The sequence below is a fragment of the Massilia rubra genome (genome assembly GCF_011682065.1).
Classification (GTDB): Bacteria; Pseudomonadota; Gammaproteobacteria; order Burkholderiales; family Burkholderiaceae_D; genus Telluria_A; species Telluria_A rubra.
This window is the reverse complement of the sequence record NZ_VUYU01000001.1, coordinates 432,045-446,707: the sequence shown is the minus strand read 5'-3', so window position 1 is coordinate 446,707 and position 14,663 is coordinate 432,045. Positions and strand designations below refer to the sequence as shown.

Below are 14,663 nucleotides of genomic sequence, written 5' to 3'. Positions count from 1 at the left end.
TCAAGCTAGCGCTGGCGCAAACAATCAGAACGTTTCCCACTCGTCAGCAACAGTATTCTCAGTGGCAATCTTGCGTTGCGGCGCGGCTGGTACGCGCGCCAGCGCCCTGCCCTTGGCGGCCGCCTTGGAGGCGGCCGGCTTCGACGCGGCCGGCCTGGGCGCCACGCGCGCCGGCGCTACGGCGCGTTCGGCGCCGTCGGCCAGCACGAACACGCCCACCACCTCGGTCAGCGAGGCCGCCTCGTCATTGAGCGATGAGGCCGCCGCCGCCGCCTGCTCGACCAGCGCCGCGTTCTGCTGGGTCGCCTGGTCCATCTGCCCGATCGCCAGGTTCACCTGTTCGATGCCGGCCGTCTGTTCCTGGCTGGCCAGGCTGATTTCGGCCATGATGTCGGTCACCCGTTTCACGCTGGAGACGATCTCCTGCATCGTGCTGCCGGCCTGGTCCACCAGGCGCGCGCCGGCGTCGACCCGCTCGACCGAATTGCCGATCAGGGTCTTGATTTCTTGCGCCGCCGCCGCCGAGCGCTGGGCAAGGTTGCGCACTTCCGACGCCACCACCGCAAAACCGCGGCCCTGCTCGCCGGCACGGGCCGCTTCCACGGCCGCGTTCAAGGCCAGAATATTGGTCTGGAAAGCAATACTGTCGATGACGCCAATGATGTCGACGATCTTTTTCGACGATTCATTGATCGACGCCATCGTATCGACCACTTGCGAGACCACTGCGCCACCCTTGACCGCCACCTCCGAGGCCGACAGCGCCAGCACATTGGCCTGGCGCGCGTTGTCGGCATTCTGGCGCACGGTGCTGGTCAGCTCTTCCATCGACGAGGCGGTTTCTTCCAGCGTACCGGCCTGGCTTTCGGTGCGGGCCGACAAGTCCAGGTTGCCGGCCGCAATTTCAGACGAGGCGGTCGTGATGGTGGCCGTGCCGGCCCGCACTTGGGCCACGATGGCCACCAGGCTGTCGCGCATGCCTTTCATGGCGAACAGCAAGCTGCTGTTGTCGCCGTTGACGGTGTCGATCTGGACCGCCAGGTTACCGGCGGCAATGCTTGCCACCACATTGGCCGCGTAATCGGGCTGGCCGCCAAGCTGGCGCAGCAGGCCGCGGCTGATATACCAAGCCGCCATCGAGCCGACCGCCACCGCAATCGTGCATAGCACCGTCATCCACAGCAGGAAGGAACTGGCCAGGGTCGACGCGTTGTCGGCCTGCACCCCGGTCATTTTTTCTTCCAGGTCGATCAGGCGGTTGATGCTGGCCAGCCAGCCTACAAAAGCCGGGGCCGCCTGCTGCGCCAGCAGGGCGTGGGCCTCGGGCAGCTTGTCGGCCAGGCGCAGCGCGATCACATTGGCGATCAGCGGCATGGTCTTGCGTTCGCTGTCCTTGATGCCGGCCAGCGCGCTCTTTTCCTCGGCGGTCGCACTCGGGCTCTCGACCAGCGCGTCGAGCGGCGCGGCCGAGCGCGCATAGTTGTCGGCCAGTTGCTTGATCAGGTCCAGGTTCGGCTGGGCGCCAGCGGCGTCGGCGGCCAGCACCACGTCGCGCAGCGCAATGGCACGGTCGTGCACGCTGCCGCGAAAATTGATCGCATAGCGCTGCTTGACGTTATTGACCTTGTTAATTTGATTCAGGCTCGCTTCGATGCTGCCCACGCGCGAAATCGCCATTGCCGACAGCACCACGATCAGCAAAAAAACGCCGCCGAAGCCCACCGCCAGGCGGCGTCCGATGCTCATTCCAGAAGTATTCATGTCTCGCTCGCGAAAGTTATATAAGTGCCATATGGCAACATCAATAAACTCTAGCACGCGCGTGGGGGCGCACAGTGGCCTGCGGTAAAAACCGAGCGAATGTTCGGACAAATCATCGTCAGGACAAGGAAAACCCCGCGAATGCGTGGTTTTCCTGTCTGTACACAACACCATGATTGGCGTTTCATTCATGCACGGGTGAATTGAACAACCTCCCCGCTAGCGACCGTCCCACCAGAGAGCGGGATCGACCCCTACCGGCAAGCCCTCGACCCTGTAATTGTCGAGCCGGCCTCCCTCCATCAAACAGTAGCGGCAGTGCTGGCCGTCGGTGTCTTCGCGCGTGCAGAACCGCTCAAGGTCGTCGATGGCCGCGTTCAGCCGGGCGGCGTTGACCTCGTACGCCTCGGTCGGCGTTCTCGCGTCGAAAGAAAAGGGCAGCCATGCATCGCTATGCGGAAATATCTCAAAATCCCTGCAACTGAAATGCACGTGGATGCTGAGCAATCTGTCGTAGGTTGATAATTTCCCCTTGTCACCGACCAATCGCGTACGCCCGTTAATGATGATCATCGAGGGGAATAGGTCGTCCCGCAAATGCTGCTGGCGCTTGACTTCCTCCAGCACCAATTGATCGAAGCGCGTCCCCGGCGTGTAGGCAATATCGACGAATTCCTCATGATGCCGGCTCCCCGGCCCGCTGGCACCCCAGTTCAGGCACTGTATCTGCGACGGGATGAACAGTTCTCTCTCGCTCAACAAGGCGATGCACGAATCGAGCTGGCCAAGGAACTGCCGGAAATCGGCCACCCAGTCGCCACTCCGTGGAGAGTCAAACGGCACGAACTCGTAAGTCCAATATGCCATTGGATAGACTGACCTGTTCATGCCTTATCGTCCAAGCAGCGTCGCCGCCGTGGTGAAGGCGGGACGAATATCGTTCGGCACCGCTTTCATCTTGTCGAGCGCTTTCTGCACGTCCGGCCGGATGACCACGTACTTGCTCATCATCTCCTTGGCGCGGGCATAATCGCCGGTCGCCTCGATGGTCAAAAACTCGCGGTTCAAGTCGATCACCGCCTGCTTGATCTTCTTGAAATCGACCGAAAACGTGCCGTCGCCGTGCGACACGAAGCCGCCTTGATCGAGCAGGTAATTGAGCTGGATCGCCATGCCGCGCGCATGCGAATCGGTCAGCCCGAAATGCAGCGTGCGAAAGGCCGACGCCAGGAAGGTGTTATACAGCTTGCGCTCGGCCAGCGCGCCCTGCCCCAGCGTGTCTTTCAGCTGGCCCTTGTCCATCATGTACGCCAGCGCCCACAGGCCGGCCATGTCGGCCTTGGCTTCCTCGATGGTCGAATAGGCGTCTTTCAGATCCTGGCGCGGGGTCGATGGCTTGCCGTCTTGCGTGGTGGCGTGCGGTCCCAGCCCGTGCGTGATTTCGTGCGCCAGGATATGCGTGAAAAAGGAATCGAAATCGAGATCCTCTTGCGCCTCCGGGCGCAGTACCAGTTTGGTAATCGGCGTCAAGGTCGACTTGAACTTCGCTTCCTGGATATTTTTCAGCATCACGCGCTTGGAACCGCGCTCGCTGATGATGCGTTCGTCGTTCGGCAGGTTATACGCGGCCGTCTGCACACCCATATTGCCGTCGCCGGCGCCATACACCTGGTTCACCACCACCATCGGCGCCAGCGCACCGACCTTGGGATTGCGGTACTGCTTGTCGAGCGGGAGGTTGTCCTCCAGTTCCTGCATGTGCTTGCTGAAGAAATCGAGCTTGCGGGTTTCTTTCTCGTCGCGGATATTCACATACGCCTCGAACGCCGCCTTGTAGCCGAACAGTTCATCGTTATACGTTTCGTAGGGGCCGATGGTGATGTCGACCGGCGCATCGAGGTCCATCCACGCAAAATCGGACGCCAGGTAATCGTTCGATAAAAACGCATCGGCGCGCAGGGTCAGGAATTTCTTGAGCGAGGCGTTATCGGTGGATGCCGCCGCTTCGCGCAGCAAGGTCGCCAGCTTCCCGAGCTCGGCCTTGTACTCCTCGGCATACGGCACCGTCTTGAATGCCCCCTCGGCGCCGTTGCGGATGGTGGTGAAGAACCACTGCGCCTGTTCCTTGTCTTTCGGGGCGAGCGCGTTCATCCATGCTTCGAGCGCGGCCTTGGTGGCGCCTTCGGGGTAGAAATTGGCGCCTTCCGGTTTCTTGGACGGGATCGTGATGCCGGCATAGGTGGCGGGCATGAAGGACTGGTTACCGTCGAGGATGGACCACGGGCCTTTGTTCAGCCAAAAATAGTCCAGCCGGGCCTTGCCGAGGGCGGTTTTGTCTTTTTTGAGCGCGCTCCACAGGGCTTCGTTATGCGCCCAGCGCTGGCGCAGCTGCAAGGTATCGATGATTCTGGCCGCTTCGATCAGCTTGACGATGGCGGCCTTGTCGCCCTTGGACAGGGCCGACGTATCGGCGCGCAGCTCGACCGGCGCGTAGCGCTTGGCCATCTGCTTCAGTTGCGCCACATTGGCGGGTTGCTCGGCGGCGCTAGCAGCGCCGGCCAGCATCAGCAGGACGGGAAGGATAAGTTTTTTCATGGGCCTCAGAAAAGATAGGTGAAAGTACTCCCCCTACTACCCGTCGTTCCCGCGCAGGCGGGAACCCAAGTTCGTACCGCAGTCTCGGGCGGCGCGACACACTTGGGTTCCCGCCTGCGCGGGAACGACGCGGCGTGGGCGGCAGGACGGACGCGGCAGGCATCCGACGACGACAATGGCAAAAACAGCATCCTGATTCTATCCCGCCTGCGCCCGGCCTTCCATACTCGTTTCGACAGGACCACCATCAGGCCCTGCCAATCTGAAGGAGTAAGCAATGTATCTGATGTCGATCGGAGCCGGCGTGCTGGTAGGGATTATCTACGCGTTAATCAACGTGCGTTCGCCCGCGCCGCCGGCCATCGCACTGTTGGGCCTGCTTGGAATGCTGATCGGCGAACAGATGGTGCCCATCGCCAAGCGCGTCATCGCCGGCGAACCTTTGAGCATCGCCTGGTTCAAAACCGAATGCACCCCGAAAATCACCGGCCTCCCAGCCAAAGACAAGGATTCCGCATGAGCGCCTCCCTGATCCTCATCAACGGCCGTTTCCACACCACCGACCGCGCCAACCCGATCGCCAACGCGGTCGCCATCGCCGACGAGCGCTTCCTGGAAGTGGGCGACGCCAACGACGTGATGCGCCACCGCGGCGCCACCACCGACGTCATCGACCTGGCCGGGCGCACCGTCATCCCGGGCCTGAACGACTCGCACATGCACCTGATCCGCGGAGGCCTGAACTATAACCTCGAACTGCGCTGGGAAGGCGTGCCCTCGCTGGCCGACGCCATGCGCATGCTGCGCGAACAGGCCGAGCGCACGCCCTCGCCGCAATGGGTGCGCGTGGTGGGTGGCTGGACCGAATTCCAGTTCGCCGAAAAGCGCATGCCGACCATCGAGGAACTCAACGCCGCCGCCCCCGACACGCCGGTCTTCGTGCTGCACCTGTACGACCGCGCCCTGCTCAACCAGGCCGCGCTGCGGGCGGTCGGCTACACCCGCGACACCCCCAACCCGCCGGGCGGCGAGATCGTGCGCGACGCCGCCGGCAACCCGACCGGCATGCTGATCGCCCGTCCCAACGCGATGATCCTGTACGCCACCCTGGCCAAAGGCCCGGCCCTGCCGCTCGAACACCAGGTCAACTCCACGCGCCAGTTCATGCGCGAACTCAATCGCCTGGGCGTGACCAGCGTGATCGACGCCGGCGGCGGCTTCCAGAACTTCCCCGACGATTACGCCATCGTCGACCAGCTCGCGCGCGACAAGCAGCTCACCGTGCGCATCGCCTACAACCTGTTCACCCAGAACAAAGGCGCCGAACTGCAGGACTTCCAGGCCTGGACCAAGATGATCAAGCCGGGCGACGGCAGCGACTACTACCGCCACAACGGCGCCGGCGAAATGCTGGTGTTCTCGGCCGCCGACTTCGAAGACTTCCTCGAACCGCGTCCCGAACTGGCCGCCGGCATGGAAGACGAACTCGAAAAGGTCGTGCTCCACCTGGTCGAGCAGCGCTGGCCGTTCCGCCTGCACGCCACCTACGACGAATCGATCTCGCGCATGCTCGACGTGTTCGAAAAGGTCAACCGCGACATTCCCTTCGACGGCCTGCGCTGGATGTTCGACCACGCCGAAACCATCACCCCGCGCAATATCGACCGCGTGCGCGCGCTCGGCGGCGGCATCGCCATCCAGCACCGCATGGCCTTCCAGGGCGAGTATTTCGTCGAGCGCTACGGCGCCGAAGCGGCCCGCCAAACGCCGCCGATCGCCCGCATGCTGGAAGCCGGCGTGCCGGTCGGCGCCGGCACCGACGCCACGCGCGTGGCCAGCTACAACCCGTGGACGGCGCTCTACTGGCTGGTGTCCGGCCGCACCGTCGGCGGCTTGCGCCTGTACGGGGCCGACCAGCAGATGCCGCGCGCCACCGCGCTCGAACTGTGGACCTCGGGCAGCGCCTGGTTCTCCAGCGAGCAGCATCAAAAGGGGCGCATCAAGGCCGGCCAGCTGGCCGACCTGGCGGTGTTGTCGGGCGACTTTTTCAGCGTGGCGGAAGACGACATCAAGGCGCTCGAATCGGTGCTCACCGTTGTCGGCGGCAAGGTGGTGTACGGCGCGGGCGACTTCGCCCCATTGGCGCCGGCCCCGATTCCGGCGCTGCCCGACTGGTCGCCCGTGAACGCCTACGGCGGCCATTACCGGCCCGCAGCCAACACCCGCAGCGCGCTGCCGCACCTGTGCGCCGGATCGTGCGGCGTGCATGGCCACGCGCACGGCATCGCCCGCAAATCGACCATTCCGGTCACCAGCCACACCGGCTTCTGGGGCGCGCTCGGCTGCAGCTGCTTCGCGTTCTGACCAGCCCAATTTTTCAACCCAAGGAGTGCATTGCATGAATCCGAAACTCGACGTCCTGACCCCGCAAAATTCGCAACTGATCTTCATCGACCACCAGCCGCAGATGGCGTTCGGCGTGCAGTCGATCGACCGCCAGGTCCTCAAGAACAACACGGTGGCGCTGGCCAAGGCCGCCAAGGCCTTCAACATCCCGACCGTGATTACCACCGTCGAAACCCAGGCGTTTTCGGGCCACACCTATCCGGAACTGCTGGACGTGTTCCCGAACCAGAAAATCCTCGAGCGCAGCTCGATGAATTCGTGGGATGACCAGAAAGTGCGTGACGCGCTCAAAGCCAACGGCCGTAAAAAAGTCATCGTGGCCGGCCTGTGGACGGAAGTGTGCAACAACAGCTTCGCACTGTGCGCCATGGCCGAAGGCGATTACGAGATCTACATGGTGGCCGATGCATCGGGCGGCACCTCGAAGGAAGCGCACGACTACGCCATGCAACGCATGATCCAGGCCGGCGTGGTGCCGGTCACCTGGCAGCAAGTCATGCTCGAATGGCAGCGCGACTGGGCGCACCGCGAAACGTACGACGCCGTCATGGCGATCGTGCGCGAACACTCGGGCGCGTACGGCATGGGCGTCGACTACGCCTACACGATGGTGCACAAGGCGGCCGAACGCACCACGGGCGAACACGAAGTGCTGGCGCCGGTACCGGCCAAGTAATCCAGTTTCACCACTACCCGTCGTTCCCGCGCAGGCGGGAACCCAAGTTATTCGCCCAACCTACGGCAGGTACTTGGATTCCCGCCGAGGGCCGCCTTGGCGCGGGAATGACGGAGACTAACGACAATAAGAAAGCCATCATGTCCACAAACGACAACCCGAAAACCCTCTCGCGCCGCGCAGCCATCACCGCCGGCGCCTCCCTGGCCGCCGCCATTCCGCTGGCCGCCATCACCACCGGCGCCCAGGCCGCGCCCGCCGCCGCCATCAAACGCAGCGCCAGCACCATCACCACCAAAGACGGCGTCGAACTCTATTACAAGGACTGGGGCACTGGCCAACCGGTGGTGTTCTGCCACGGCTGGCCCCTGAACAGCGACAGCTGGGAATCGCAGATGTTCCACCTTGCGAACAACGGTTTCCGCGTCATCGCCCACGACCGCCGTGGTCACGGCCGCTCCAGCCAGCCGTGGACCGGCAACGACATGGACCACTACGCCGACGACCTGGCCCAGGTCATCGAAGCGCTGGACCTGAAAAACGCCATCCTGATCGGTTTTTCGACCGGTGGCGGCGAAGTGGCCCGCTACGTCGGCCGCCACGGCACCAAGCGCGTCGCCAAACTCGGCCTGATCTCCGCCGTGCCGCCGCTGATGCTCAAGACCGCCGACAATCCGGGCGGCCTGCCGATCGACGTCTTCGACGGCATCCGCGCAGCCTCGGTCAAGGACCGCTCGCAGTTCTACCTCGACCTGGCCTCCGGCCCGTTCTACGGCTTCAACCGCCCCGGCGCCAAAGCCTCGCAAGGCCTGATCAACGCCTGGTGGATGCAGGGCATGATGGCCGGTCACAAGAACACCTACGACTCGATCAAGGCGTTCTCCGAAACCGACTTCCGCGCCGACCTGAAAAAGTTCGACAAGCCGACCCTGGTCATCCACGGCGCCGACGACCAGATCGTGCCGATCGACGCCGCCGGCAAAGCCTCGGCCGCCATCGTCAAGCACGCCAAGCTGATTATCTACCCTGGCGCCCCGCACGGCCTGACCGACACCCATAAGGACCAGGTCAACGCCGACATTCTCGCCTTCGCCAAATCGTGACCCCCGACCAGCGCAACCGCCTTCGCAGCATCGACATGGGCTTCCTGGCGGGCTACGTGGACACCCTGGGCTTCGTGGCCCTGTTCGGATTGTTCACCGCCCATGTCACCGGTAACTTCGTGTTGATCGGGGTTGCGCTGGCCGACGCCTCCAAGGCCTCGATCCTGCTCAAGTTCCTGGCCTTCCCCGCTTTCATCGCGGGGATCGCCATGGCGCGCCTGCTGATCCTGGCCTGCGACAAGCGCCAGTGGCCGGCGTTGAAACTGGCCTTGCTGCTGCAAGTGGTCCTGCTGGCCGGCTTCATGCTGGCCGGGATGGCCGCCTCGCCCATCGGCGACGTGCCTTCCACGCTGGCCATGGCGGCCGGCCTCTTGGGCACCGCCGCCATGGGCGCGCACAGCGCCAGCAGCCGCCTGCTGCTGGCCCAACTGGCGCCCACGTCCATGATGACCGGGAACGTGACCCAGGTCGTCATCGACAGCATCGACGTGCTGCGCGGCGCCGGCGACGCCGCCACCAGCGCGCGCTGCGGCAAATTCTTCTGGCCCTTGCTCGCCTTCGGCATCGGCGCCATCGCCGCCGCCTTTGCGTTCATGGCCTTCGGCTTCATCGCCCTGATCGTCCCGATCGGCATCCTGTGCGCCGAAATGGCGCTGCCCGAGCCAGGCAAGGGGGCCGCATGAACAAGGTGCGCCTGGAAGCGTTCAGCGATGGCGTCATCGCCATCATCATCACCATCATGGTGCTGGAACTGAAAACCCCGCACGGCGCGGCGCCGCACGACCTGGCGCCGGTGCTGCCGGTCATGCTGCGCTACCTGCTCAGTTTTATCTATGTGGGCATCTACTGGATCAACCACCACTACCTGTTCGACAAGGTGCAGAAGGTCGACGGCGTGGCCATGTGGGCCAACCTGCACCTGCTGTTCTGGATTTCGCTGATCCCGTTCGTCACCGCGTGGGCCGGCGAGCATCCGTTCGATTCGGTTCCGGTGGCGATGTACGGCGCGGTGCTGCTGATGTGCTCCATCGGTTTCGTGGTGCTCGACGAAGTGCTGCGCACGAGAGGCGCACTGCATGCCGGATCCACGCGCCCGAGCTGGATGGAGCGCAAGAACCTGGCGTCGATGCTGCTGTATGCGCTCGCGATCCCGCTCGCGCTGTGGTACGCGCCGGCCGGCTCCATCGTGCACGTCGTCGTCGCCCTGCTCTGGCTGCGCCCCCGCGCGCACGCTTAGAACCGTGGCGCCGGTGGTATCATCGCGCGCCATGAACAGCGACTTTGCCGGCCGCTGCCCGCCCGGCGAACAGGACCCACATCGTATGACACCGCACAGCATGTCCAGCACACCGTGGCGGCCCAAGGCCGCCCTTGCGCTGGTGCTCGCGTTCAGCGCCGCCGCACAGGCGCAGGTGCGCTCGTTCGAGCAGCTCGAGCACCGGCGCTGGGTCGCGGCCGACGGCGGCCCGAGCCAGGTCGGCGCCATGGCCCAGACGCGAGACGGCTACCTGTGGCTCGGCACCAATGAATCGCTGTTCCGCTTCGACGGCGTGCGTTTCGTGCGCTACGAAGCGCCCGGCCTGAACACGCTCAATATCGTCGCCTCGCTGCTGGCCGTGGACGACCAACTGTGGGTCGGCCTGCGCTTCGGCGGCGTACGCGTGATCGGCCCGGGCGGCATGCGCGAACACCTGCCCGGTCCCAACCTGCCCGAAGGCGCCATCTACAGCCTCGCGCGCGACAGCGCCAGGGCGATCTGGGTCGCCGCCGACGATGGCCTGGCGCGTTACAACGGCGCCCACTGGGAACGGATCGGCTCCGACTGGGGCTTCCCCGGCAAAAAAGCGCGCGCGGTGTTCGTCGACGGCGGCGGCACGCTGTGGGCCGCCAACGAAAACCGCCTCCTGTACCTGCCCAAGGGCGAACGCCGTTTCGTCGACAGCGGCCTGGCGGTCGACTGGGTCAGCCAGATTACGCAGGCGCGCGACGGCGCGATCTGGCTCACGGAGCGCTACAGCGGCAAGATCCATCGGGTGCTGCTGTTCGATGGCCACCTGACGACCGGCACCCTCGCCATCGACACACCGGCCATCGGCCTGCTGTTCGACCGCAGCGGCGGCCTGTGGATCAGCACCACCGGCAACGGCGTGCAGTACGTCGACAATCCACGCAGCATTGGCGCCATCAACACGCGCACCACGTTTTCGGCGCGCGATGGCTTGAGTTCGGACTTCATCTGGAAGATGCTCGAAGATGGAGACGGCAACCTTTGGGTCGGCAGCAACGGGGGGCTGGACCGCTTTCGCCAGCGCGCGCTGACGCCCGCCGGTTTTCCGGCCGGCTCGCTCAACTTCGCCCTTGTCGCCGGCAACGACGGCAGCCTGTGGGCCGGTCCCAGCAACCGGCCCGCGATGCGCCTGGTGGATGGCGCCATGGACGTGCTGGACATGCCGGCGCCGGTGTCGTGCGCCATGCGCGACCTTGACGGCACCATCTGGATGGGCGGCCCGTCCGGCATCTGGCGCTCGCGCGGCGCGCGCCTCGACAAATTCGCCGACCTGCCGCCGGCCGCGCTGGCCGAATCGTCGGTGCGCGCGATGGCGCGCGACGCCGGCGGCGACCTGTGGGTCTCGTTCAACCGGCTTGGCCTGTTTCGCCTGCACGACGGCGTGTGGATCGCCACGCCGCCGCCATCGCCCTCGGCCAACCAGCGCATGCCCGTTTCCGCTTCGGCGGACGCCAGCGGGCGATTGTGGTTCGGCTACCGCGACAACCTCCTGGTCACGCGCGACGGTGGCGACGAAAAAAACGGCGGCGAAAAGCGCTGGGGCGAAGCGGACGGCATGGACATCGGCCACGTCACCGCCATCACCCATCACGGCCAGCGCACCTGGGTCGGCGGCCAGCGCGGCATCGGCTACATCGACGGCCAGCGCTACCACGCGCTGCGCCTGCCCGACAACGGCCTGTTCGCCAACATCTACGCCATCATCGTGGTGCCGGTCAAGGATGGCCGGGGTGACGACCTGTGGGTGCATTCGCGCTCGGGCATCTTCCAGCTGACCGCCGCCGAACTGGCGCGCGCGTATGCCGATGCGAGCTACCGCATCGGCTACCGCTCGTACGACCTGATGGGCGGGCTGGCGAACGACCCGTACCAGGTGCTGCCGCTGCCGACGGCGGTGCGCAGCCGCGACGGGCGCTTGTGGTTCTCGACCAGTAACGGCGTGGCCTGGATCGATCCGGACCGCCCCCGTCCGGAACAGGCCGCGCCGACGGTGCTGATCGAATCGGTGCAGGTCGATGGCGTGCGCGCGGTACCCGACGCGGCATCCGACGCGGCCTCCGGCGCAGCTTCCACGCTGGCTCCCGGCGCGCAGCGCATCGTGATCGACTACACGGCCCTGAGCCTGTCCGCGCCCGAACGCCTCAATTTCCGCTACCGGCTCGATGGCTACGACATGGGCTGGCAGGATGCGGGACGCCAGCGCCAGGCCGTCTACACGGGCCTGGGCGCCGGCAAGTACCGCTTCCGCGTGGTGGCGCACAACCAGGACGGCTTGCCCAGCACGCGCGAAGCCGTGTTCGACTTCGCCATTCCGCCGGTGCTGTACCGCCAGCCGCTGTTCCTGCTGCTGGCCGGGACGCTCGGCTTCGGCGCCTTGTGGATGCTGTACCGGATCAATATGCGGCGCGCCGCCGAGCGCCTGCGCGAACGCATCGAGGAGCGCCACAGCGAACGCGAACGCATCGCCCGCGACCTGCACGACACCTTGCTGCAGGGCGTGCATGGCTTGATCCTGCGCTTCCAGGCGATTGTCTACACCATCCCGGCCGGCAGTCCGGCGCGCCACAGCCTGGAAGATGCGCTCGACCGCGCCGACCAGGTGCTGATCGAGGGGCGCGACCGGGTGCGCGACCTGCGCATCGGCGCCATCGACCTGAGCGAACTGCACGACGCCTTGCACAAGCTGGGGGCGGAACTCGAACAAAAAGGCGGTGCGCGCTTTTCGCTGACGGTGCGCGGCACGCCGGCGCCATTGCGCCCGCTGGTGCGCGACGAGGTGTACCAGGTCGGGCACGAAGCCATCGTCAACGCCTTCCGCCACGCCCATGCGCTGCATGTGAAGGTCGATATCGACTACGGCGCGCGCCTGTTCCTGATGACGGTCGGCGACGACGGGCTGGGCATCGACGCGAGCTACACGACGCCGCAGGGACGCCCGGACCACTGGGGCTTGCGCGGCATGCACGAACGGGTCGCGCGCATCGGCGCGCAACTGCTCATCGACAGCGACCCGGCGCGCGGCAGCGAAATCCGGCTCGGCATCAAGGCGCAGCTGGCCTACCGGCGCCCGCAACGGCGCCTGTTCGCATGGCTGCGTACACAAAACGATAAAAGGGGAGAACCATGAATCCTGAGACGCCACCCATCCGGGTGCTGGTGTGCGACGACCATCCGATGATGCGCGAAGGGATCGCCGCCGTCATCGCCAGCCAGCCGGACATGTGCCTGGCCGGCGAAGCGGGCGACGGGCGCGAGGCGGTGGCGCAGTACCGCGCGCTGCGGCCGGATGTGGCGCTGATCGACATCCAGATGCCGGACATGAACGGGATCGAAGCGATCCAGGCGATCCGCGCCGAATTCGCGCAGGCGCGCATCGCGGTGCTGACCACCTACCGGGGCGACGCGCGCGCGTTGCAGGCCATCCGCTCGGGCGCGCAGGCTTACCTGCTCAAGAGCGCCCTGCGCAAGGAGCTGACCGAGGCGATCCGCGCGCTGGCGGCGGGCAATCGCTATTTTCCGGCGGAGATCGCGGCCGAACTGGCCAACCACCTGGGCCAGGAACGCCTGACCCCGCGCGAGGTGCAGGTGCTGCAACTGATCGCGCGGGGCCACAGCAACAAGCAGGTGGCGGGAGAGCTGGTGCTGTCGGAAGATACCGTCAAGGGGCACCTGCGCAACATCATGGACAAGCTGGGGGCGAACAACCGCACGCACGCGGTGACGATTGCGATCGAACGGGGGTTTATCGGTTTGTAGAGCGGTTGGCGTTTCGTGCCACTGGCGCCCAAAGTAAGGTAGGATAAGCCACCCGTTGATGAAACAGACATCATTAACAAGATGGAAACAAATCCGCGCCAACAGCGCAACTTGCTGACAGGGGGTCCCGATGAATTTCAGGCGCTTCACCAGATCGCGATGGGGTTCGGTTTTTTTGTCCATCGTCTTGTTTGCCGGCGGTTTTGTGATCGCCATGGCGCTGCTGGGCCTTGTTTCGTTCTCCTGGCCGGGCTGGAATACGGTCCTGAAATCGGGATGCCTGTTTGCCGTGCTTGGCGCCTATTATGGATCGATCGCGGCGCTTGACGGCAGATCGTCCATGGCTGCCGGCGACTATCCGCTTCTTCGCACCTTGTTGTGCAGCGCATTCGCCGCTGCCGCTGTTCTTGTCGCGCAGGCGTGGCCGCCGGCGGCGATCAGCCACGCGTGGCTCGCCGGCGGCGCTGCCATCGGCGGCGTGCTCGGATGGATCGGGTGGGCCTGGGCGAAATACATCAGTCCCTAGCAGAGCACCAACACTTTTGGGGGGGTGCGCACTCACCCGGGCGGCCCTGTTCGCCCAAGTTCGCTTCACGCATCATTCGTCGCTGACGCCAGATCGTCGGCCACCCTGGAGCGAAGCATGCAAGCGACCCTGATTTCCCCCCTTTCAAAGGCGCCGCCGGTGCGCCCCTGTTACCACGCGGCGGCGCTGCCAGTGCCGCTACCGGCTGCGGATGAGGGCAAAGGCGCCCTCGCCGCCTGGCAGGTGCGCCAGCTGACCGCGCATATCGACGCCAACCTGTGCGCGACCCTGCGCACCACCCACCTCGCCGCCACCGTGGGACTGAGCGTGAGCCATTTCTCGCGCGCCTTCAAGAATGCGGTCGGCGTGCCGGCCCGCGTGTACGTGCTGCGCCGGCGCGTGGCGGCCGCCTGCGAGGCCATGCTGGCCGGCGACGAGCCGCTGACGCACATCGCGCACGCGCATGGCTTTTGCGACCAGTCGCATTTTTCGCGCGCCTTCCAGATGCTGATCGGGATGGGGCCGCAGGCCTGGCGGCGCAGCCAGCGCTGA

Annotated in this window: 13 protein-coding genes; 10 read left to right on the top strand and 3 right to left on the bottom strand. The window is 65.3% G+C overall.

Annotated elements, in window-relative coordinates; genetic code table 11:
* Positions 1–24: 24 nt before the first annotated feature.
* The 3 genes from F0185_RS01880 to F0185_RS01870 all read right to left on the bottom strand — a co-directional run bounded on the left by F0185_RS01880 (position 25) and on the right by F0185_RS01870 (position 4,356).
* Complete coding sequence (locus F0185_RS01880; protein WP_167221053.1) at positions 25–1,761, bottom strand: methyl-accepting chemotaxis protein; 1,737 nt, start codon at positions 1,759–1,761, stop codon at positions 25–27.
* 219 nt (positions 1,762–1,980) lie between these two features.
* Positions 1,981–2,649, bottom strand: a complete 669-nt coding sequence (locus tag F0185_RS01875; protein ID WP_167221051.1) for a hypothetical protein — start codon at positions 2,647–2,649, stop codon at positions 1,981–1,983.
* A gap of 3 nt (positions 2,650–2,652) precedes the next feature.
* A complete protein-coding gene (locus F0185_RS01870; RefSeq protein ID WP_167221049.1) occupies positions 2,653–4,356 on the bottom strand; it encodes a DUF8614 domain-containing protein in 1,704 nt (567 codons plus the stop codon).
* Positions 4,357–4,633: 277 nt separating this feature from the next.
* On the opposite strand from F0185_RS01870, the gene F0185_RS01865 reads away from it, so the two are divergent.
* From F0185_RS01865 to F0185_RS01820, 10 genes are all read left to right on the top strand, one after another.
* Entirely contained in the window at positions 4,634–4,876 is a 243-nt protein-coding gene (locus F0185_RS01865) for a DUF1427 family protein (RefSeq protein ID WP_167221047.1), read from the top strand.
* On the top strand, positions 4,873–6,720 hold the full coding sequence (locus F0185_RS01860; protein WP_167221045.1) for an amidohydrolase: 1,848 nt from the start codon (positions 4,873–4,875) through the stop codon (positions 6,718–6,720). Before F0185_RS01865 ends, F0185_RS01860 begins: the two co-directional genes overlap by 4 nt.
* A gap of 34 nt (positions 6,721–6,754) precedes the next feature.
* Positions 6,755–7,438, top strand: coding sequence for a hydrolase (locus F0185_RS01855; RefSeq protein WP_167221043.1), 684 nt, complete (start codon positions 6,755–6,757; stop codon positions 7,436–7,438).
* Between the two features lie 140 nt (positions 7,439–7,578).
* Complete coding sequence (locus F0185_RS01850) at positions 7,579–8,541, top strand: alpha/beta fold hydrolase (protein WP_167221041.1); 963 nt, start codon at positions 7,579–7,581, stop codon at positions 8,539–8,541.
* Positions 8,538–9,224 carry a YoaK family protein gene (locus F0185_RS01845; RefSeq protein ID WP_167221039.1) on the top strand — a complete coding sequence of 229 codons (687 nt, stop codon included), beginning with the start codon at positions 8,538–8,540 and terminating at the stop codon, positions 9,222–9,224. The genes F0185_RS01850 and F0185_RS01845 overlap by 4 nt, the downstream gene beginning before the upstream one ends.
* Positions 9,221–9,778: a TMEM175 family protein gene (locus tag F0185_RS01840; RefSeq protein ID WP_167221037.1), complete on the top strand. Its 558-nt coding sequence runs from the start codon at positions 9,221–9,223 to the stop codon at positions 9,776–9,778. The genes F0185_RS01845 and F0185_RS01840 overlap by 4 nt, the downstream gene beginning before the upstream one ends.
* Before the next feature lie 85 nt (positions 9,779–9,863).
* A complete protein-coding gene (locus tag F0185_RS01835) occupies positions 9,864–12,956 on the top strand; it encodes a sensor histidine kinase (RefSeq protein ID WP_167221035.1) in 3,093 nt (1,030 codons plus the stop codon).
* Positions 12,953–13,585, top strand: coding sequence for a response regulator (locus F0185_RS01830; RefSeq protein WP_167221033.1), 633 nt, complete (start codon positions 12,953–12,955; stop codon positions 13,583–13,585). Before F0185_RS01835 ends, F0185_RS01830 begins: the two co-directional genes overlap by 4 nt.
* A gap of 130 nt (positions 13,586–13,715) precedes the next feature.
* Positions 13,716–14,111, top strand: a complete 396-nt coding sequence (locus tag F0185_RS01825; protein WP_167221031.1) for a hypothetical protein — start codon at positions 13,716–13,718, stop codon at positions 14,109–14,111.
* A 117-nt stretch (positions 14,112–14,228) separates the two neighbouring features.
* Positions 14,229–14,663 (top strand): helix-turn-helix domain-containing protein, encoded by a 435-nt coding sequence (locus tag F0185_RS01820; RefSeq protein WP_167221028.1) that lies wholly within the window; start codon positions 14,229–14,231, stop codon positions 14,661–14,663.